This window comes from Pseudomonas sp. MYb2 (assembly GCF_002979955.1).
Taxonomy (GTDB): domain Bacteria; phylum Pseudomonadota; class Gammaproteobacteria; order Pseudomonadales; family Pseudomonadaceae; genus Aquipseudomonas.
The window spans coordinates 234,151-255,077 of the sequence record NZ_PCQC01000002.1 but is presented as its reverse complement, the minus strand read 5'-3'; the positions used below and the strand labels follow the sequence as shown (position 1 = coordinate 255,077).

Annotated in this window: 20 protein-coding genes; 10 read left to right on the top strand and 10 right to left on the bottom strand. The window is 60.9% G+C overall.

From position 1 onward, the window contains the following. Window positions 1-181 precede the first annotated feature (181 nt). Entirely contained in the window at window positions 182-1,069 is an 888-nt protein-coding gene (cynR, locus tag CQ009_RS04035) for a transcriptional regulator CynR (RefSeq protein WP_064389355.1), read from the bottom strand. A 120-nt stretch (window positions 1,070-1,189) separates the two neighbouring features. Here cynR and cynS point away from each other — a divergent pair, with 120 nt between their 5' ends. From cynS to CQ009_RS04020, 3 genes are all read left to right on the top strand, one after another. Then, a complete protein-coding gene (gene cynS / locus CQ009_RS04030) occupies window positions 1,190-1,657 on the top strand; it encodes a cyanase (RefSeq protein WP_105704945.1) in 468 nt (155 codons plus the stop codon). A gap of 81 nt (window positions 1,658-1,738) precedes the next feature. Then, window positions 1,739-1,975 carry a DUF2790 domain-containing protein gene (locus CQ009_RS04025; RefSeq protein WP_064389353.1) on the top strand — a complete coding sequence of 79 codons (237 nt, stop codon included), beginning with the start codon at window positions 1,739-1,741 and terminating at the stop codon, window positions 1,973-1,975. Window positions 1,976-1,987: 12 nt separating this feature from the next. Next, a complete protein-coding gene (locus CQ009_RS04020) occupies window positions 1,988-2,647 on the top strand; it encodes a carbonic anhydrase (RefSeq protein ID WP_105704944.1) in 660 nt (219 codons plus the stop codon). Window positions 2,648-2,698: 51 nt separating this feature from the next. Here the strand turns inward: CQ009_RS04020 and CQ009_RS04015 are convergent, their stop codons facing one another. Both CQ009_RS04015 and glsB read right to left on the bottom strand, forming a co-directional pair. Next, window positions 2,699-4,201 (bottom strand): aldehyde dehydrogenase family protein, encoded by a 1,503-nt coding sequence (locus CQ009_RS04015; RefSeq protein WP_105704943.1) that lies wholly within the window; start codon window positions 4,199-4,201, stop codon window positions 2,699-2,701. A 199-nt stretch (window positions 4,202-4,400) separates the two neighbouring features. Continuing rightward, window positions 4,401-5,309, bottom strand: coding sequence for a glutaminase B (gene glsB, locus CQ009_RS04010; protein ID WP_064389350.1), 909 nt, complete (start codon window positions 5,307-5,309; stop codon window positions 4,401-4,403). 236 nt (window positions 5,310-5,545) lie between these two features. Between glsB and CQ009_RS04005 the strand changes: the two genes are divergently transcribed. After that, window positions 5,546-6,046, top strand: a complete 501-nt coding sequence (locus CQ009_RS04005) for a DoxX family protein (RefSeq protein ID WP_105704942.1) — start codon at window positions 5,546-5,548, stop codon at window positions 6,044-6,046. 3 nt (window positions 6,047-6,049) lie between these two features. Here the strand turns inward: CQ009_RS04005 and CQ009_RS04000 are convergent, their stop codons facing one another. After that, window positions 6,050-7,666: a murein L,D-transpeptidase gene (locus tag CQ009_RS04000; RefSeq protein WP_105704941.1), complete on the bottom strand. Its 1,617-nt coding sequence runs from the start codon at window positions 7,664-7,666 to the stop codon at window positions 6,050-6,052. 150 nt (window positions 7,667-7,816) lie between these two features. Here CQ009_RS04000 and CQ009_RS03995 point away from each other — a divergent pair, with 150 nt between their 5' ends. From CQ009_RS03995 to CQ009_RS03980, 4 genes are all read left to right on the top strand, one after another. Next, the gene (locus tag CQ009_RS03995) at window positions 7,817-8,530 is read left to right on the top strand and encodes a murein L,D-transpeptidase catalytic domain family protein (protein WP_105704940.1); all 714 of its coding nucleotides are present in this window, start codon (window positions 7,817-7,819) and stop codon (window positions 8,528-8,530) included. 241 nt (window positions 8,531-8,771) lie between these two features. Then, complete coding sequence (locus CQ009_RS03990) at window positions 8,772-9,029, top strand: DUF2790 domain-containing protein (protein WP_064389346.1); 258 nt, start codon at window positions 8,772-8,774, stop codon at window positions 9,027-9,029. A gap of 9 nt (window positions 9,030-9,038) precedes the next feature. Continuing rightward, window positions 9,039-9,710 (top strand): heavy metal response regulator transcription factor, encoded by a 672-nt coding sequence (locus CQ009_RS03985; protein WP_016985270.1) that lies wholly within the window; start codon window positions 9,039-9,041, stop codon window positions 9,708-9,710. Beyond that, complete coding sequence (locus tag CQ009_RS03980) at window positions 9,707-11,104, top strand: heavy metal sensor histidine kinase (protein WP_105704939.1); 1,398 nt, start codon at window positions 9,707-9,709, stop codon at window positions 11,102-11,104. Before CQ009_RS03985 ends, CQ009_RS03980 begins: the two co-directional genes overlap by 4 nt. Here CQ009_RS03980 and CQ009_RS03975 read toward each other — a convergent pair. Then, window positions 11,083-12,639 (bottom strand): MFS transporter, encoded by a 1,557-nt coding sequence (locus tag CQ009_RS03975; RefSeq protein ID WP_256585370.1) that lies wholly within the window; start codon window positions 12,637-12,639, stop codon window positions 11,083-11,085. The two genes, CQ009_RS03980 and CQ009_RS03975, sit on opposite strands and share 22 nt — an antisense overlap. 103 nt (window positions 12,640-12,742) lie before the next feature. Here CQ009_RS03975 and CQ009_RS03970 point away from each other — a divergent pair, with 103 nt between their 5' ends. Then, window positions 12,743-13,630 (top strand): LysR family transcriptional regulator, encoded by an 888-nt coding sequence (locus CQ009_RS03970; protein WP_064389343.1) that lies wholly within the window; start codon window positions 12,743-12,745, stop codon window positions 13,628-13,630. Here CQ009_RS03970 and CQ009_RS03965 read toward each other — a convergent pair. Continuing rightward, window positions 13,627-14,247 carry a cell wall hydrolase gene (locus tag CQ009_RS03965; RefSeq protein ID WP_105704938.1) on the bottom strand — a complete coding sequence of 207 codons (621 nt, stop codon included), beginning with the start codon at window positions 14,245-14,247 and terminating at the stop codon, window positions 13,627-13,629. The two genes, CQ009_RS03970 and CQ009_RS03965, sit on opposite strands and share 4 nt — an antisense overlap. A gap of 199 nt (window positions 14,248-14,446) precedes the next feature. Between CQ009_RS03965 and CQ009_RS03960 the strand changes: the two genes are divergently transcribed. After that, window positions 14,447-15,298 carry a CAP domain-containing protein gene (locus tag CQ009_RS03960; RefSeq protein WP_064389455.1) on the top strand — a complete coding sequence of 284 codons (852 nt, stop codon included), beginning with the start codon at window positions 14,447-14,449 and terminating at the stop codon, window positions 15,296-15,298. Window positions 15,299-15,751: 453 nt separating this feature from the next. Here CQ009_RS03960 and CQ009_RS03950 read toward each other — a convergent pair whose 3' ends face one another. From CQ009_RS03950 to CQ009_RS03935, 4 genes are all read right to left on the bottom strand, one after another. Beyond that, window positions 15,752-15,907: a DUF2474 family protein gene (locus CQ009_RS03950; protein WP_105704936.1), complete on the bottom strand. Its 156-nt coding sequence runs from the start codon at window positions 15,905-15,907 to the stop codon at window positions 15,752-15,754. After that, on the bottom strand, window positions 15,894-16,910 hold the full coding sequence (gene cydB, locus CQ009_RS03945; protein ID WP_105704935.1) for a cytochrome d ubiquinol oxidase subunit II: 1,017 nt from the start codon (window positions 16,908-16,910) through the stop codon (window positions 15,894-15,896). The genes CQ009_RS03950 and cydB overlap by 14 nt, the downstream gene beginning before the upstream one ends. 3 nt (window positions 16,911-16,913) lie before the next feature. Next, on the bottom strand, window positions 16,914-18,317 hold the full coding sequence (locus CQ009_RS03940) for a cytochrome ubiquinol oxidase subunit I (protein ID WP_105705067.1): 1,404 nt from the start codon (window positions 18,315-18,317) through the stop codon (window positions 16,914-16,916). A gap of 106 nt (window positions 18,318-18,423) precedes the next feature. After that, window positions 18,424-20,748, bottom strand: a complete 2,325-nt coding sequence (locus tag CQ009_RS03935) for an FdhF/YdeP family oxidoreductase (protein WP_105704934.1) — start codon at window positions 20,746-20,748, stop codon at window positions 18,424-18,426. Window positions 20,749-20,927 lie beyond the last annotated feature (179 nt).

Below are 20,927 nucleotides of genomic sequence, written 5' to 3'. Positions count from 1 at the left end.
TTTTTTTGTTCGCTTGCATTGATTTGGCGTGACTGGAATTGTAGCCCCTCACCCCAGCCCTCTCCCGAGGGAGAGGGAGCCGATTTATGGTGCTTTCAGAACCGGAGTTCGACTCAGGTTTCCCAAGTCGGCGTAGATCGCACAAACACCTCGGTCAGTCCCCTCTCCCTGTGGGAGAGGGTTAGGGTGAGGGGCTTCCCATGTCCAACACCAACTCCACAAACGCCACCGCCGCCGCACTGTGATAATTATTGCGCCGCCGCAACAACGCCGCCCCTCGCTGCGGCGCCTCGCTCTCTACCCGCAACCGGCGCAACGCCCGATCCTCGGTGGCAATTGCCTGCGGCAACATCGTCGCCATTGGCGAATGACGCACCACCTCCAGCAACGTACTCACCGAGTTCACCTCGATCCGCACCTGCGGTGTAATCCCGTGCTGACGGAAATACTCATCAATCGATAACCGCGTAATGAAGTCCGGCGCCAACAAGGCGAAATCCAGTTGGGCGATGTCATCCGGCGTCAGTACTGAGCGGCTGTCATACAGCGGATGCTCACGCCCGACCATGATCCCCAAGCGTTCGGTGAACGCTGGAATGCATTCGATCTCCGGGTTACGCACCGGTGTAAACGCAATCGCAACATCCAGCGAGTCATCCGCCAGCCCCGCCTCGATGTCGTCCATCGACAATTCAAAAACCTGCAGATGGATTCCCGGATACCGCGCCGCGAAATCGCGCACCAACGGCCCGACCAGGTAGGCCATGAACGTCGGTGTCATCGCCAGGCGCAACGTCCCGCGAGACAGATCCTTGACGTCATGCAGCGCGCGTTTACCCGCTTCCAGCTCCACCAGCACCCGCCGCGCGCACTCGATGTAAGCCTCGCCGGCATCGGTGGGTTTGACTGTGCGTGAGGTGCGATCAAACAGATTCACACCGAGAGACTCTTCCAGTTGGCGGATCTGTTGCGACAGGGTCGGCTGCGACACGTGCAGCGCCTCGGCGGCACGGGTGAAGCCGCCGTGATCGGCAACGGCCAGCAGATAACGCAAATGTCGCAGCAGCATGGGGCACACCATCTATAGGCAGAACTTATGCGAAGTATTGTATATCGATCTTGGACGCTATAGATCAATCGGCAGAAGATTGCTCCCACACAGCAAGCCAACCCTGAAAGGAGTGACACCATGCAACAGTCCCACGCCTATAACGACACCAGCCTGGCCCTGACTACCCGCGTTCTCGACGCCAAGGCACGCAAAGATCTGTCGTGGCAGGATCTCGCCGACGGCACCGGCCTGAGCCTGGCGTACGTCACCGCCGCCCTGCTCGGCCAGCACCCACTGCCGGAAAATGCCGCCCAAGTGGTCGGCGACAAGCTCGAACTGGCCGCCGACGATGTCGCGGCAATGCAGATCATCCCCCTGCGTGGCAGCCTCAGTGGGGTACCGACCGACCCGACCATCTACCGCTTCCACGAGATGATCCAGATCTACGGCACCACGCTCAAGGCACTGGTTCACGAGCAGTTCGGCGACGGCATCATCAGCGCGATCAACTTCAAACTGGACATCAAGAAAGTCGAAGACCCGGAAGGCGGCTCCCGCGCCGTGGTCACCCTCGACGGCAAGTTCCTGCCCCTGCGTCCGTTCTGATCCGCACCGGCCCGCACCCTGCGTGCGGGCCAACACACCCCAAATGGCTACCCGTCACCAAACACATCTGGAGGCTGCCCCATGCAAAAAATTCTGTTGATCCTGGCCCTGCTCGGCGGCTTTTCCGTCCAGGCATTTGCCGCTGACGAAGCCGTCGCCTACCGCTACGGCATGCCACTGGATATCGCCCAAGTGCTGAGCATTACCCCGGTAGCCGATGTGTGTGGCGTGGTGCCGGTGGAGATGACGTATCTGGACAGCCTCGGCGGCAAACACATTCTTCAATACAGCGAATTCGGCAGCGGTTGCTCGAACTAAGAGGACAAGACCATGAAAAACCTGATTGATGGCTTCCTGAAATTCCAGAACGAAGCGTTCCCGCAACGCACCGAACTGTTCAAACACCTGGCAACCACGCAACAGCCAGGAACGCTGTTCATTACCTGTTCCGACAGCCGTGTAGTGCCCGAATTGCTGACCCAACAAGAACCCGGCGAACTGTTCGTGATCCGTAACGCCGGCAATATCGTGCCGTCCTACAGCCCGCATCCGGGCGGGGTTTCGGCGACGGTGGAATACGCGGTGGCGGTGCTTGGCGTGACGGATATTGTGATTTGCGGCCATTCGGACTGTGGCGCGATGACCGCAATCGCCCAGTGCAAATGCATGGATCATCTGCCCGCCGTCAGCGGTTGGCTGCAGCATGCCGAGTCGGCGAAAGTGGTGAATGAAGCGCGAACGCATGCCAGTGACGCGGCGAAATTGAGTTCGATGGTGCGCGAGAACGTGATTGCGCAACTGGCGAATATTCAGACCCACCCGAGCGTGCGTCTGGCTCAGGAGAAAGGCCTGCTGAACCTGCACGGCTGGGTGTATGACATCGAGACCGGCTCGGTCGATGCGCTGTCCTCGGACCGCCGCACGTTTGTGCCGCTGGCCGAGCAACCGGCGACTTGCGCGATCCACGCACAGGCCACCCACGCGGCCTGAGCAACTGATCGTTCCCACGCTGGAGCGTGGGAACGATCACTGTCCGCCAGATCAGCGTTTTACTGTGAGATCGATCTGGGTCATGCGGCTGCGCACAGTGAACACGCCATCCCCCGAAAGAATCGCACTGCGCGCAAACAAGCGCCCGCTCTCCCAGTTCGAAAGACCCAGCTCCGGCTTGTTCAACGCATACTGCCCATCGACCCAACGGGTAATGCCGTTGCCCACGAACGGCGCATTCACCGCGTTGTAGAAACGTTCTTGTACGGCTGCATCTTCACTGATCAGCGACACAGTGAACTGCGGGCTGTAGCGATTGAAGAGCGCAATCGCCTGATCCAGATCGTCAACGATCATCAGACTGACTTCGGGGGTCTCCTCCCATTCCCATTCCCGACCCAACTCGGTTTCCGCCAATGGCTCAGCCAACGCTTCGGTCTGATAACCCTCGGCGCGATAAACCTCGACCGTCGCGCTCTGCCACTCCGTTGGCAAATAACGTTCACTGCCCTCGACGATGTGCAATTTGCAGCTCTGGCCACGCGCAGTACCGGCCTGTTGCAGCGCATCAAGAAACAACGGCACCAGTTCCGCCGCGCGATCACGCTGGATCAGACACACGTTGAGGGTGTTGCAGACTTTACGATCCAGCGAGTTACGTACTACCGCCGCAAAGCGCGCTGCATCGGCAGCACGATCAGCAATCAGCCACGCCCCGCCCGTGCCATGCAGGCTGACAGCGGTGCCGGCCTGCTGGGCAATGCTGCCCAATTGACTGACCGCTCGCCCCGAACCGCGCGCCACCGCCAACGACAAACGGCGGTCAGCGAACATCGCCCAGCCGGCCGCATGATTGACGCTTTCCACCAACGACACCGCACCGACCGGTAAACCGGCATCGGCCAGCGCCGGGTTCAAGGCGTGAGTGACGATGGCTTGCGCGGTGCCCAAGGCATCGCTGCCAATGCGCAACACCGCCGTGTTGCCGGTGCGCAGGACGCCGGCAGCGTCGGCAAACACATTCGGCCGTCCTTCGAAGACAAAAGCAACGATGCCCAACGGCGAGACGACTTGCTCGACCTTCCAGCCATCGTGTTCGACGCTGCTGATGATTTTGCCCCGGGTTGGCGCGGCATCACGCCAGGCGCGCAGGCCGGCGATCATGTCACGGCGCATGCGCTCATCGGCGAGCAGACGGGTGGTCGAGCGACCGCGCGCCTTGGCCCGCTCGATATCGGCGCGGTTGGCGGTTTCAATGTGCGCCCAGCAATCCGGGGTTTCGAGGCGTTGTGCAAACAAGTCGAAGAACTGGCTGATCGCCTCATCCGAGACCGCCGACAACGCGGTAAACGCAGTAGCAGCACGTTCGATTGCCACCGCCGCGGCTTGTTGATCAGCCACGGGAATCAACAACAACTCGCCACTCACCTGCTCCACCAGAAGGTGGTCACCGGGCTGAAAACGCGCGGCCAGTTCGGGGCTGACCAGCGTGACGCGGTTACCGGCGAAAGGGATCGGCGTGCCAGCGACGAGACGTTCGAGTGCAAGAGACATGAAGCGGATTCACCATGCAAAGGGCGGCCGGAAAATGTAGCGGATTACTCGATGGAATACACCTCTTCAAACACTAAAGAAACCTGTGGGAGCTGGCTTGCCAGCGATAGCGGTGGTTCAGTCAAATTTATTGTGACTGACAGGACCTCATCGCTGGCAAGCCAGCTCCCACAGGGTTTGTGGTGTTTGGCGGATCGGGTCAGAAGACCGACCAGCCAATCCGCGCGCTAAGCATCTCCAGTGCGGCCATTCCCGCCAGCGAATTGCCGGCGGCATTCAATTCCGGCGACCACACGCACACGGTGAACTGCCCCGGCACTACCGCAACGATCCCGCCACCGACGCCGCTCTTGCCCGGCAGCCCGACGCGGTAGGCAAAGTTGCCCGCCTCGTCATACAGCCCGCTGGTGGCCATGATCGAGTTGACCTGCTGGGTCTGACGCCGCGCCAGAACCTGCTCGCCGCTGTGCTTGCAATAACCGTCGTTGGCCAAAAAACAGAAGGCCCGCGCCAGGTCGATGCAATTCATCCGCAATGCACAGTGACTGAAGTAACTGCGCAACACCGCCTCGACGTCATTGTGGAAATTGCCGAACGACTGCATCAGGTACGCCATCGCCGCGTTGCGCGCGCGGTGCTGGTATTCGGAGTCGGCGACTTTGCCGTCGATCATGATTTGCGGGTTGCCCGACAGGCGCCGCACAAAATCGCGCATCGACAGGGTCGGCGCGGCGAAGCGTGATTGGTTGATATCGCAAATCACCAGCGCGCCAGCGTTGATGAATGGATTGCGCGGCCGACCGCGCTCGAACTCCAGCTGCACCAGCGAGTTGAACGGCTGACCGGATGGTTCGTGACCGAGGCGCTCCCAAATCGCCTCACCGGAATGATCGATGGCCTGTACCAGGCTGAACACCTTGGAAATACTCTGCACCGAGAACGGCGTCTCGGCGTCACCGGCGCAGTACATCTCGCCGTCGTTGCCGTACACGGCGATGCCCAGTTGATTGGCCGGCACGGTGCCGAGGGCAGGAATGTAATCAGCCACTTTGCCCTGCCCGATCAAGGGCCGGACAGCGTCAAGGATCTCGTTCAACAGCGCTTGCATGCCGGGTTCCGAAGTCTCGCCCCATGGGATCGCGGGGACACTGGGGCTAGACGCTGCGCAAGCGCGCTGGATCACACATCACTGTGGGAGCGGGGATGGCGTGTATCGCAATGTATATGGCGTCCACGCAGACACACCGGGCCCGAAAAGCCAACCGCCGACGACACAACCTGGATACACCCCAGCGCTGAAATACCCCGGTCGAAGCACTTCCCCCCTCGCACCGGAGAACTCATATGATCACCCTCAAAACCCTGCACCTGCACCTCGACCGCGCCGGACTCTGGCTCGCGCCGTTGACCCTGCGGCTGTTCATCGCCTGGGAGTTTTTCGAGTCAGGCGTGGAAAAACTCAATGGCCAGAACTGGTTCGATGATATTCAGGACAAATTTCCGTTTCCCTTCGATCACCTGCCGGCGACGCTGAACTGGGAGCTGGCGATGTGGGTGGAGTTGATCGGTGCGCTGGCGATTCTGCTCGGTTTCGGCACACGCATTTTTGCCCTTTCGCTGATCGTGGTAACCATTGTTGCCACCGCCGCCGTGCACTGGCCGGCAGACTGGTCGAGCCTCAGTGAACTGGCGCAGGGTTACGCCATCACCAACAAGGGTTTCGGCAACTTCAAGCTGCCAGCGATCTATCTGGTTGCACTGTTGCCGCTGGTGTTCGCCGGGGCAGGTCGTCTCAGCCTTGATGCGGCGCTGGCCCGTCGCTTCTGGCAGCGCCACCAGCGCTGAGGTTCAGTGCGCCCGGTCGAGTCCCGCCAGCAGCGCGCTGTCGCGGCTATAGATATCGGGCGCATAGCGTACATGGCCATCGCTGCCGACTTGCGCAGTCCAGTAGGTCATCAGGATCGGCACCGGTGCCGACAAGCGGAATTCATGCGTGGTGCCCGTCGCCAACAGTGTTTCAGTGCGGGCCTTTTCTGCCGGACTGAGCAGCAGGTCGCGCAGTTGCATCGGATGCTCGACCCGCACGCAACCGGAGCTGAACGCCCGTGGGCCTTTGTCGAACAGTGCCTTGCTCGGCGTGTCATGCAGGTACACCGAGAACGGATTGGGGAAGCGAATGACCATTTGCCCCAGCGGATTTCGCGGCCCGGCGTCCTGGCGCAGAAGGATGTTGCCGGGGTTCTCCCAATCGACGTCTGCCGCCGCGATCGGTTGACCGTTGGCGTCGAGCACCTGCAAGTTCTGGCGACTGAGGAAAGTCTGATCCTTACGGATCGCTGGCAGCTTGTCTTCTTTCCAGATGGTCGGCGGCACGGTCCAGGTCGGATTCAAGGTCAGGCGCGTGACGCGGGATTTGAGCAAGGGTGTCTGGCGCTCGGCGCGACCGACCTGGGTGCGGGTCTGCCACACCACCTGACCGCCTTGATAGAGGCTCAATTCGGCAGCGGCAACGTTGACCAGCAAGCCGTCCGGCTCCATGTCCTGGGCCATCCAGCGGAAGCGTTCGAGATTGACCCGCAACTGTTCGCGGCGGATCAGCGGGCTGATATTGAGTTCGGCAATCGTCCCCGGCCCGACCACCCCATCGGCCTGCAACGAATGATTGACCTGAAAACTTTTCACCGCGTCCACCAGCACCCCACTGTAGGCGTTGTCCGGCGTGCCGATGGCGTGGGTCAGGTAACCTTCGTTGAACAAGCGCTGAGCCAGTTGCGGCACGCGTTTGTCTTCCATTGAGGGACGCAGCAACGGGCCGTCGCCTACCGACTGCCATTGCGGCAGGGCCTTCTGGCGTTGCGCGGCGTACAGCTGACGCAGGTTTTGATATTGCGCCAGACGCGGGCGCGCCAGATCGAACGCTGCTGCAATGTCATGCATGCCCGGCACGGCAATGGCCAACAATTCCGCCTGACGGTCGCGGGGGTTCGTGTCGGCATGCCACAGCGGTTCGAAGTGCGATTGCAACAGACGGCCGTAATGCAAATCCTGCAAGGCTTGAAGGTAGTAGCGACTGATCTCGATGTCGGCGCACAACTCACCGTCCTGCGGGGGGACGGCGGCGACCGGGTAGCGTTTCGGATTGAGGCCATCGTCGGCCAACAGCTGCAATTGCGTGTGCAAAGCCGGCAATCGTGCAGTTTCGCTCGCCCACACCGGCATCCAGTCCTGCTGCTCATAGAACGCTTGCAGCTGCGTCAGCGCCGGGCCGTTAAGCTGCGTGCCAATCGCCGGGCAAGCCTGGGGCAGGCTGATCAACACCGCCTGCAACGGACTTTGCGGCTCGACGGGCATTTCGGCCGGTGGCGTCGGCAGCGTCTGCAAGGGCGGCAGCGGCTCATCGGCACAAGCGACAAACGGCGCAGCGATCAGGCAAATGCTCAAGTAGCATGCGTACTTTTTGAACAACTGCTTTACTCCAATCCATGGCCGTCCAGATGACGGTCAACCTTACATCAGGTGCGCTGAACAGTCAGGCTCGATCAACGGGCTTGCCGGTAACGACTGGGAGTCAGGAGCCAAAGTGCCAAATAAGTAGCAAGTGAGGACACTTTATAAATGTTGACGTTTTTGCGCCGACTTCTGCTGACCACTGCGACCCTCGTCGCCGTGTCCAGTCCAGCTTTTGCCACCGGCAAGCCATCGCCGATTCTCTACAACAGCCTCGCGCACGCCGCGCCAGAACTCAATCCCCAAGCGCTGAAAGGTGCTCTGAACGCCATGCAATGTGCGGTCAACAACGGTGCGAAACCGTCCCGCCACCTGGCGATTATCGATTACTCGCAACCGTCCACTGAGCGCCGCTTGTGGATTTTCGACCTGAGCAAGCAGAAGTTGGTTCTACGCGATCTGGTCGCCCACGGTTCCAACTCCGGGGAAAACTTCGCCACGCAGTTCTCCAACCGTGAAGGCAGTTATCAATCCAGTCTCGGCTTGTTCCGCACCCAGGAAAGTTACAGCGGCGCCCACGGCTATTCGTTGCGCATGGACGGTCTGGAGCCAGGCTTCAATGACATGGCTCGCGATCGCGCCATCGTCATTCATGCCGCCAGTTACGTGAATCCGCTGTGGAGCAAGAAACAGGGGCGCATCGGCCGCAGCCAGGGCTGCCCGGCGGTTCGGCCACAGATTGCCAAACAGGTGATTGATCGTCTGAAGAATGGCCAGTTCATGTTTTCCTGGTACCCGGATCAGCGCTGGCTGAAATCGTCGCCGTACCTCAACTGCCAGCCGCAGCAGGTGGCGAGCACTCTCAGTACCCACGCAAGCTAAAAAGAACGCCGCAAACCCCTGTAGGAGTGAGCCTGCTCGCGATAGCGGTGTCTTACCCAGCACAGATGCTGACTGATACACCGCTATCGCGAGCAGGCTCACTCCTACAATTGATCTCTGTCAGCCCCACGTTTCATTACAACTTTGTCATTCAGCTGTCGGTTTGCCGTGCGGATCGCTCGGTAGCCTGAAGTTGTCCCGGCGCCAATGCCGATCAACTCCGACCACTGAGTGACTGACCATGAAAACCCTCCTGCTCGCCTTCACCGCCCTCCTCGCCACCGGCAGCGCGTTCGCCGCGAACATGCCCGACACCGCAGTGATTCATGACAAATCCGGCTTCTACGTCAATCTGGATGTCGACAAAGTCCTGTCCAGCACCGATATTTCACAAGCGTGCGGCGTGGTGCCGGCGCAATTGAATTATCTCGACCATCAGGGCCGCGAACATGTGCTGGACTATCAGGTACAAGGCAGCGGCTGCATCAATGACCATTGAGACTGATCGATGAATATTCTGGTTGTCGAAGACGAGCCCAAGGCCGGCAATTACCTGCTCAACGGTTTGCAGGAACTGGGTTACAGCGTCAGCCTCGCCCGCGACGGTGCCGACGGTCTGCACCTGGCGCTGGAACACAGCTTCGACGTGATCGTGCTGGATGTGATGATGCCGAAAATGGATGGCTGGGAAGTCTTGCGCCGGCTGCGCAAGGAAGCCGACACGCCGGTGCTGTTCCTCACCGCCCGCGACGACATCGCCGACCGCGTCAAAGGCCTCGAACTGGGCGCCGACGATTACCTGATCAAGCCGTTCTCCTTTGCCGAACTGGTGGCGCGCCTGCGTACCCTGACCCGGCGCGGGCCGATTCATGAAGATGAACAACTGCAAGTGGCCGACCTGCAGATTGACGTGCTCAAACGCCGCGTGACCCGCGCCGGGGTGCGCATCACCCTGACCAACAAGGAGTTCGCGTTGCTGCAGTTGTTCGCCACGCATACCGGGCAAGTGCTGGCGCGCTCGCTGATCGCGTCGCGGGTGTGGGACATGAATTTCGACAGCGACACTAACGTGGTCGATGTCGCCGTGCGTCGTCTGCGGGCGAAAATCGATGATCCGTTCCAGCTCAAGCTGATCCACAGCGTGCGCGGTATCGGCTACCGCTTCGATACGCAGCCATGAGTGCCCAACGCCCGCATTCGCTGACCCTTCGTCTGGCGCTGGCGTTCGCCCTGCTCGCGTTCGCCTCGCTGGCCGGCCTCGGTGCCGCGCTGTACAACGAACTGGAGCAACAGCTGATCCGCCGTGATGACACTGCGCTGGTCAGCCGCGTCGATCAGTTGCGCACCTTTCTCAATGACAGCAACACCCTGGAGCTGATCAAGAACAAACCGGCGTTGTTCCAGAACATGCTCGGCAATCGCGAAGCGCTGCTGACCATCGGCGCGCCAGGGCAACCGCCGCTGCTGGTGGTCAACCCGGGCAACCTGAAGACACCGACGTTGCCGGCGGTGCCGATCGACCATGCGATGACGCTCAACGACGTACAGCACCTGTCAAGCGTCGACGGCGTGCCGTTTTCGGCGGTGGCGGCGCGGATCGATTCCGGCGAACTGGGCAACCTGCAAGTCACCACCGGGCGCCTGATGAGCGAGCGTACGGCGATGCTCGCCAATTACCGTTTGAGCGTTTATGGCCTCGCCTCGCTGGCGGCACTGTTGCTGGCGCTGGTGGGTTGCCTGCTGGTGTATCGCGGTTTGCTGCCGTTGCGGCGACTGGCGAAGCACGCTCATGGCATTGGTGTCGGCAACCTTGGCGAACGCCTTGCCAGCAGCGGTGCGCCGCGAGAATTACAGCCGATGATCGAGGCGTTCAATGCCATGCTCGATCGGCTCGCCAAGGGTTTTGCGCAACTGAGTCAGGTGTCCACCGACATGGCCCACGAATTGCGCACACCGATCAACAACCTGCTCGGCGAAACCCAGGTCGCGCTGCAGCAGAATCGCAGCAGCGAGGCCTATCAACAGTTGCTCGCCTCCAACGTCGAGGAGCTCGAACGCCTGACACGGATGCTCGACAACATGCTGTTTCTCGCCCGCACCGACCCGGCCAGTGCCTTGAGCCAGCGCCAGGAGCTGGATGCTGCAGATGAGATGCAGCGCATTGCCGATTATTTTGAAGGGCTGGCGGCGGATGTCGGCGTGAGTATCGAGGCACGCGGCAGCGGAGTGATCTGGGCCGAGCCGATGCTGCTGCGCCGGGCACTGGCCAATTTGTGCGCGAATGCGATCAAGTATGGCGCGGCGGATTCGACGGTGCAGGTGGAGGCGATTGCCGAACCGGATGGCGCCTACCTGCGGGTACGCAATCAGGGCACAACCATTGCCCCAGAACACTTGGCGCGACTGTTCGAACGCTTCTACCGCGTTGACCAGTCCCGCGAGCGTTCGGCGCAATCGAATGGGCTGGGCCTGTCGATCGTGGCAACCATCATGCAGTTGCATCAGGGCCGCTACAGCGCCAGCAGTGCGGATGGCATCACCTGCTTCGAACTCTACTTCCCCGCCCGCCAATGATCTTGATCGACTGTTCCGCCGTCATCGCTGGCAAGCCAGCTCCCACAGGGTTTTGGTTTGGCCAGAGACCTGGATTGAGCGCCGATCATTGTGGGAGCTGGCTTGCCAGCGATGAGGCCAGCACCTACAACACCTTCGTCGGCAGATAGTTCGCTATCGCGAGCAGGCTCACTCCTACAGTTGAACTGCGCTCGGCTGATGATCAATGCCATGAGCATCAGCGCCACCGCTATGCCAAAAGTGATGTGCAATCCGCTGGCAATCGCCGTTGCCGGCGCTTGCGTCGGATCGCCCGCCGCCAGCGCGAACACCGCGCCCATCACCGCGGCACCGGTAATCAACCCGAGGTTGCGCGCCAGCCCGAGCATCGCCGAAACCACCCCACGCTGATCCTGACTGACACCGGCCATCAATCCGGTGTTGTTGGCCGCCTGGAACAGCGCGTAGCTGACAGCAACCACCATGATCGGCAGCACGTACCCAGGCAGGCCCATGCTCATGGGCAGCAGCGCCAGCAAGCTGCAACCGCCGGCCATGCCGAGTAATGCGCCCGGCACAATCCGGTGCGCACCGAAGCGATCCACCAGACGTCCCGCCGGCACTCCACTCAACGCAGACACCAACGGCCCGACCGACAACGCCACGCCGACCATCGTGCTGCTGAGGCCCAACCCCCGGTGCAGGTAAAACGGCCCGACCACCAGCGTGGTCATCATCACCGTTGTCACCAGTAAGGTCAGCGCCAGACTGCTGCTCAGTCGCGCGTCGCTGAACAGCGACAAACGAATCAGCGGCGACTTGGCCTTCAACTCGACGACGATGAACAATCCCGCGCCGCACAGGCTGGCCAGCAGCAGCGGTAACAGCAAACCTTCAAGCGTCATCGCCAGCGCATAGGCCGCCAGCGTCAAGACCAACACTGCGCTGCCAGAGTAATCGAACGCAGCACGCGGGCCTGTTGCCCGGTCCGCCGGCAGAAAACGGTACACCAACCAGATATTCAGCAAGCCCAACGGTACGTTGAGCAAAAATATCGCCTGCCAGCCCACATGCGTCATCAACAGCCCGCCCAGCGACGGCCCGAGACTGGTGCCCGTCGCCGACATCGTTGCCAGCAACCCCATCGCACTGCCCGCCCGCGATTCGGGCACGGCTTCTGACACCAGCGCCACGGTCAAGGCGAACATGATCGCCGCGCCAACGCCTTGCACCGCTCGTGCGCCAATCAGCCAACCCAGTCCCGGTGCCAGCGCGCAAGCCAACGAAGCGCTGGTGAAAATGCCGATCCCGATCAGCAGCAATCGCCGTCGCCCCACACCATCACCCAGACGCCCGACGCTGACAATCAATGTGGTGACCGCCAGCAAATACGCCAGAACGATCCACTGCACCTGTTGAAACGTCGCCGCAAACGCCGATGCGAGAATCGGCAACCCGGCGTTGGCGATGCTGGTGTCCAGCGACGGCATCAACATCGACAGGGCCAGACTGGTCAGCGCCCAGCGGGCGGGAGTGCTCAGGGATTCCTGGGGCATGGCGGGCTCACAATGCAAAGATGACCCGCCATAGCCTGAGGCTCGACAACACACGGCGCAAGACGCATGCTTTGCACTTAATACCTGCATGGAACGCCATGTCATGACGGCACCGGATCTGAACCTGTTGATCACCCTCGACGTCTTGCTACGCGAAGGCAGCGTCGCCCGCGCCGCCAAATGCCTGCGGCTGAGCCCGTCGGCGATGAGCCGTGCCCTCGCCCGTCTGCGCGAAACCACTGGCGATCCGTTGCTGGTGCGGGCGGGTCGTGGCCTGGTGCCAACGCCGCGCGCATTGGAGTTGCGCGAGCGAGTCAGTCATCTGGTGCAGGACGCCGAGGCGGTTTTGCGTCCGGCCGAGGTCCTCGATCCTGGCCGCTTGCAACGCACCTTCACCCTGCGCAACACCGACGGTTTTGTCGAAACCTTTGCCGCCGCCCTGCTTGCGCGCATCGCTCAAGAGGCGCCCGGCGTACGTCTGCGCTTTGTGCAAAAAGCCGACAAGGACAGTACGCCGTTGCGCGAAGGCCGCGTCGATCTGGAAACCGGCGTGGTCGACGACACGACCGATCCGACCCTGCACAGCCGCATCCTGTTTCGGGATCAGTGGATCGGTGTGGTGCGCGAGGGGCACTCCTTGAGTTCGGGGAAGGTCACCAGCAAGCGCTTTGCCGGCGGCGAGCACATTCTCATTTCACGACGCGGACGCAGCAGCGGCCCGGTCGACGAAGCCTTACTCGCGCTCGGCCTGACGCGGGATATCGTCACCTCATTCGGCGGATTCTCGGCGGCGCTGACGCTGGTGCGCGAATCCGACTTGATCGCCACGGTCCCGCAGCGCCACACCAGCAAACTGCGCACGGGCCTGCACAGTTTCGCCCTGCCCTTCGCGATGCCGGACATCAGCGTGTCGATGCTCTGGCATCCGCGCATGGATGCCGACCCGGCGCATCGCTGGTTGCGCGATTGCGTGCGGGAAGTCTGCGCCTAGCGCGCATCCCCGCCAGCCGGTTTATAGAAGAGGAATTTCCCGGTTTCGGCAGTCTTGCGGTACTCCTTGGCCCAGCTCGGATGCACGTTGCGGTCGTGGAAATACAGCGCGCCGTTGGTGCGATCCTTGAGTTGGCGATTCAGTGCTTTGCGGGCGATATCCTTGGCCAGCGTGTATTCGGCATCTTCCTTGACCTGATCCGGTTTGCCGTCGCACCACCAGGAAAACTGGCAGCTCCTGGTTTCCGAACCTTGTTTGACGACAGCACACACGGAGTCGGGAAAGCCCTCGTGACCGAGGCGATTCATCACCACACTGGCCACGGCTTCCATTTCCGGGGTGTCTTTGCCTTTGGCTTCCCAATAGATACTGCGCGCCAGACAGGTAATCGGATCGTCCAGTGGTGCAGCGCCGGCCGGGTCGACCGCTTGCACTTCGGTCGGGGTGATCGCTTCGGCTTTCGGCGCCGGCGCGGCGCTGACTTTGTCCGCCGCTTTCTCTTCCAGCACTTGAGCTTTCTCTTCGGCCTTCGCTTTGATCGGGGCCTGATCGGTGGCCCATGCGGAGCCTGCCAACAAGGTCAATACGAGACAACCTGCCAAGCCTTTCAATCCCATGTCTGTTCTTCCGGCAGCGCCCGAGTCGGGCAAGATGTTACGTCGGGGAGACGCCCGGTTCCCGGGGTCTTCGGTGAGTGTAGACGGCAAATCCATCGGCAAAGTTGCGCAGAAAACCGGCCGGATGAAGAAAAAAGACATTGCACTCACCGGGGTCGTTTCGCGCATCATGGGCGCATTCAGCTCAAGGGAGATTTCCATGCGCTTCATGCCATCCGTTTTGCGTCTTGCCGCGTTGTCCGCCAGCGTTGTGTTTGCTATCCCGGCGCTGGCCAGCGATGAGTCGCAATTGATCGAATCGATCAACAGCTACCGCAGCCAACCGCAGCGGTGCGGTTCGCAGGCGTCGAATGAACTGCCACCGTTGTCGGCTGATCCACGGCTACGGCTGCGGGCCAGCGGTGCTGTCGACCTGCAACAAGCCATGGCCAGCGCCAGTTACCCGATGGTGAACGTGCAAGCGATCACCCTTAACGGCCCGCGTGATGCGGCGTCGGCGATGAAAGCGATTCAGGAAAGTTTCTGTCAGGTGGTGCTCGATCCGCAGTTTGTCGATGTCGGCGTCAGCCGCGACGACCGTGACTGGCGCATTGTGCTGGCGCGGCCGCTGCTGTCGGCCAAATTGGGCGATGCGCAAAGTGAGGGGCAGAAACTGCTGAGTGAACTGAACGTTGCTCGAAGTCAGGCGCGTCAGTGTGGTGGTCAGGCTTTCGCTGCCGCTGCACCGTTGGCCTGGAACGCGACGCTGGGCTCGATCTCTCAGGATCACAGCCGCGACATGGCCAACAACAATTACCTCGACCACAAGGACCGCGACGGCCGCACCCCCGGCGATCGCGCGGAACTGGCCGGTTACAGCGGCCAACTGGTCGGCGAAAACATCGCCGCCGGCCAGGACACCGTGCACAAAGTCGTCGAAGGCTGGCTCGCCAGCCCTGGCCACTGCGCCAACCTGATGAACCCGCAATACCAGGAACTCGGCGCCGCTTACGCGACCGACCCGAAAAGCAGCGCCGGCATTTACTGGACCGCGATGTTCGGCGCCCAATAAGCCCAATCTCAAAAACACCACAATACCTGTGGGAGCGAGCCTGCTCGCGAAGAGGCCTTTACAGTCAACATCAATGTGTCTGACCTGACGCCTTCGCGAGCAGGCTCGCTCCCACCGGGGATTGAGTTGATCAGTCGATCTTCGGCCGAACCGAGATCAAATGTGGGAGCGCGCTTGCTCGCGAAGAGGCCGTTACATTCAACATCAATGTTGTCTGACCTGCCGCCTTCGCGAGCAGGCTCGCTCCCACAGGGGATCGGGTTGATCATTAGATCTTCGGCCGAATCGAGATCAAATGTGGGAGCGAGCCTGCTCGCGAAGAGGCCATTACATTCAACATCAATGTCGTCTGAACTGACGCCTTCGCGAGCAAGCTCGCTCCCACAATGTCCGGTGGTACATCCAAAATCCCCGACAATAAAAAACCGGAGCCAGGCTCCGGTTTTTTTGGGGTCAATGGGTCCTCATCCCCGCCGCATACATCGCCAGTTTCAGCAGACTCGCCACCATCGCCAGCGACACCACACTGCCCAGCCAGATCAACAACAGCCAGCCCAGACGTCTGTACCAGCGGCTGGATTTCACTTCGCGCGAATCAATGGTAGCCATCGCCAATCCTCACTTTGCCGCGGAATACGTAGTAGCTCCAGAAGGTGTACATGAGGATCACCGGCAGGATGAACAGTGCACCGATCAGCGCGAACAACTGGCTCGACGGCGGTGATGCGGCGGCCCAGATGCTCACCGACGGCGGGATGATGTTCGGCCAGATGCTCAGCGCCAGGCCGATGTAACCGAGCAACATCAGCACCAGCGTGAACACGAATGGCCAGTGCGTATGCCGCTGACGCAACGTGCGCAGCAGCCCGAACAGCGCCAGCAACGCCAACACCACCAACCCGGCAAACTCTTGCAGATGCCCGTGCGTCGACCAACGCGCCGCCAGCTCCGGATGCATTTGCAGGGTCCACACGCCAATCACCAGCACCATCGCCATCAACAGCAAGGCCAGCGGCCGGGTGAACAGACGCATCCGCGACTCCAGCATGCCCTCGGTCTTGACCAGCAGCCAGGTGCTGCCGAGCAACGCATACGCAATCACCAGACCCACGCCACACACCAGCGGAAACGGCGCCAGCCAGTCCAGGCCGCCACCGGAAAACTGTCGATCAATCACCGGAATCCCCGACACATAGGCGCCAATCACTACGCCCTGAGAGAACGTCGCCAGCAGCGAACCACCAATAAACGCCTTGTCCCACCAGTGACGTTTTTGCGGCGAAGACTTGAAGCGAAACTCGAACGCCACGCCACGAAAAATCAGCCCGCAAAGCATCAGGATCAGCGGCAGATACAACGCTTCGAGAATCACCCCATACGCCAGCGGAAACGCGCCATACAACGCCGCGCCACCCAGCACCAGCCAGGTCTCGTTACCGTCCCAGACCGGCGCCACGGTGTTCATCATCACATCGCGTTCCTGCTCGTCCGGGATCAGCGGAAACAGGATCCCGAGGCCCAGATCGAAGCCGTCCATGATCACGTACATCATCACCCCGAAGGCAATGATCACGCCCCAGATCAACGAGAGATCGATACCTTGAATAGCCATGACTCAATGCTCCTTCATAGGGGCGGTAGCCGCCGAAATCGGCCGACGCGGCGTCTGCAATTCATCGCCAGCAGGCGGATGCTCGTGGTGCGGCTGCGGGCCTTTTTTCACCAGATTCAGCATGTAGCCGATGCCCACGGAGAACACGGTGAAATAGATCACCACGAACAGCACCAGCGACGTGCTCATCTGCGCCACCGAGTGATGCGACGCGGCGTCGTGGGTGCGCAGCAAGCCATACACCACCCACGGCTGACGCCCGACTTCCGTGGTGATCCAACCGGCCAGCAGCGCAATCAAGCCGCTCGGCCCCATCAACAACACCAGTCGCTGAAAGCCGCGATGCCGGTAAAGCTTGCCGCCACGGCGCAACGCCAGACCGAGCAAACCGACGAGGATCATCAACATCCCCAGCCCGGCCATGACGCGAAAGCTCCAGAAAATCACGGTCGAATTCGGCCGATCTTCCTTCGGGAAGCTCTTCAGCGCCGGGATCTGCTTATCGAGGCTGTGGGTGAGGATCAGGCTGCCGAGATAGGGGATTTCCAGCGCATACTTGGTCTTCTCCGCCTGCATATCAGGGATACCGAACAGCACCAGTGGCGTCGGGCCGTTGTCGGCGTTTTCCCAGTGCCCTTCGATGGCGGCGATTTTTGCCGGTTGATGCTCCAGCGTGTTCAAACCGTGGGCGTCACCGACCACTGCCTGAATCGGCGCAACGATCAGCGCCATCCACAACGCCATGGAAAACATCTTGCGCACCGGCGCGGTGTTATTGCCGCGCAGCAAATGCCAGGCAGCCGACGCACCAACGAAGAACGACGTCGCCACAAAAGCGGCAATCGCCATGTGCGCCAGACGGAACGGGAATGACGGGTTGAACACGATCGCCAGCCAGTCCAGCGGCATCACCCGCCCGTCAACGATTTCGAAGCCCTGCGGCGTCTGCATCCAGCTATTGGACGCAAGAATCCAGAACGTCGAAATCAACGTGCCGATGGCCACCATCACCGTGGCGAAAAAGTGCAAACCCCGGCCGACGCGGTTCCAGCCGAACAGCATCACCCCGAGGAACCCGGCCTCAAGGAAGAACGCCGTCAGCACTTCATAGGTCAGCAACGGCCCGGTGATGCTCCCGGCAAAGTCCGAGAAACCGCTCCAGTTGGTGCCGAACTGGTAAGCCATGACCAGGCCCGAAACCACGCCCATGCCGAAGTTGACGGCGAAAATCTTCGACCAGAAATGGTAAAGATCGCGGTACGTGTCGTTATGGGTTTTCAGCCACAGACCTTCGAGTACCGCCAGGAAACTCGCCAGGCCAATGGTGATCGCCGGGAAAATAATGTGGAACGAAACCGTGAACGCGAATTGAATCCGCGCCAGGTCCAGCGCCTCCAGATTGAACATGATGATGTCCTCATCCAGGCTGAAAAGCGGCAGCACGAACCCGGGCCACCGCCAGACGCGAACGCCTGCAGCCAGTCAAATTGCCAGTGTTTTTATGAGTCGCGGGTTACGCCACCGACGACGGGATCAGGTTGCTGACCTTCGCGGCTTCGAGGCGGATCGCCACGAACTTGGAGGTCGGCGTATACGTCCGGTCGCCGTAGCTTTCCAGCGGTACCAGAGGGTTAGTCTCCGGGTAATACGCCGCCGCTTGCCCTGCGGGAATGTCGTAGGCGATCAAGGTAAAACCGCTGACCCGACGCTCACGTTCGTCATCCCACAGCGCCACCAGATCAACCTTCTGCCCCGGCTCGAAACCCAGGCGCTGGATGTCCTGCTCGTTGGCGAAGATCACATCACGCATGCCGTAAACCCCGCGATAACGGTCATCGAGGCCGTACAGCGTGGTGTTGTACTGATCGTGGGAGCGCATGGTTTGCAGAATCAGATGCGGCTTGACCGGCAGGTTGCGCACGCCCTCGCTGATCAAGTGCTCGGGCAGCACGCACGGGGTGAACTGCGCCTTGCCACTCTCGGTGTTCCAGACCCGATCCGAAGCGTCGTTGCCGAGGTGAAAGCCACCCGGGATCAACAGTTTTTCATTGAAGTTCTCGAAGCCCGGAATCACGTCGGCAATCAGGTTGCGGATGCGTCCGTAGTCACCCACCACCCATTCCCAATCGATCGGATGCTTACCCAGAGTTGCAGCAGCAATTCCGGCAATGATCGCCGGCTCGGATTTCAACTGCGCCGACTTCGGCTTCAACTGGCCGAACGACAAATGCACCATGCTGAACGTGTCTTCGACGGTCACGCCTTGCGGGCCTTCAGCCTGGATATCGATGTCAGTGCGCCCGAGGCACGGCAGGATCAGCGCGTCGCGACCGGTGACCAAATGGCTGCGGTTGAGCTTGGTCGCGATGTGCACGGTCAGGTCGAGTTTGCGCATCGCCGCGTGGGTGCGCGGCGTGTCCGGCGTGGCTTGGGCAAAGTTGCCGCCCAGACCAATGAACACCTTGGCTTCGCCACGTTCCATGGCGCCGATCGCCATCACCGTGTTGTGCCCGTGCATGCGCGGCACGTCAAAATTGAAGCGCTTTTCCAGCGCGTCCATCAGGTCTTTCGGCGCCAGTTCGTTGATGCCCATGGTGCGGTCGCCCTGCACGTTGCTGTGGCCGCGAACCGGCGACAGACCTGCGCCCGGACGGCCGACGTTGCCGCGCAGCAGTTGCAGGTTGATGACTTCCTGCAGGGTTGCCACTGAATGCACGTGTTGGGTCAGGCCCATGGCCCAGCACATGATCACGCTTTTGGCGCGGCCATACATGCGCGCGGCCAGTTCGATGTCATGCAGCGGCACGCCGGACTGCTCGAGAATGTGCTCCCAGGAGGTCGCATCGACTTCAGCCAGATAGCTGTCGAGGCCCGCGGTGTGCTCGGCGATGAAGGCGTGATCGAACACCGCTTCGCCGCCAGTCGCTTGCGCTTCGCGCTCCCACTGCAGGAGGAATTTGACCATGCCGCGAATCATCGCCATGTCGCCACCAAGGGCCGGGCGGAAGTACGCGGTGTTGGTCGCTTCCCAGCCGTTGCTGAGCATTTCGAGTGGGTTCTGCGGGTTCTGGAAACGCTCCAGGCCACGCTCTTTCAGCGGGTTAATGCAGACCACTTGCGCACCGCGTTTCACCGCCTCACGCAACGGTTCGAGCATGCGCGGGTGGTTGGTGCCGGGGTTCTGGCCGATGACGAAAATCGCATCGGCGTGGTGCAGATCCTCGTAGACCACGGTGCCTTTGCCGACGCCAAGGGTCTCGTTCATGCTCACTGCACTGGCTTCGTGGCACATGTTCGAGCAGTCGGGGAAGTTGTTGGTGCCGAACGCCCGCACGAACAACTGATAGAGAAACGCCGCTTCGTTGCTCGCGCGGCCCGAGGTGTAGAACTCGGCTTCATGCGGCGATTTGAGGTTTTTCAGGTGATCAGCGATCAGCGCAAAAGCGTCTGCCCAGCTGATTTCCACATAGCGGTCGACCCGCGCGTCGTAGCGCATCGGGTGGGTCAGACGGCCCTGATATTCCAGCCAGTAGTCGCTCTGCTCGGCCAGGCTCGACACCGTGTACTTGTTGAAGAACGCCGGGTCGACCAAACGCCCGGTCGCTTCCCAGTTCACCGCTTTCGCGCCGTTCTCGCAGAACTTCAACATGCTCGCGCCCGGCGCTTCACCCCAGGCACAACCCGGGCAGTCGAAGCCGCCGTTCTGGTTGGTCTTGAGCATGGCGCGGATGTTTTTCAGGGCGTTTTCACTGCCCAGCCAGCTCTTGGTCAGGCTGATGACAGCGCCCCAACCGGCAGCGGCGCCTTTGTAGGGTTTGTAACGGTCGACTTGTGACATGGGACTCTCCATGACGATGCACACAGGCATGAACCTGATTCGGTTAAACAGCGACGGCCGACTTTCAAAGTTGAAAAGTGGTCGTTGGTTTTGCCGGGGCAAGGATATGAACCGTTACAAAACGTTGTCTAATCGCTATTAATGACCGTCTTATCGAAAGCATCTATCACGGCTAAAAA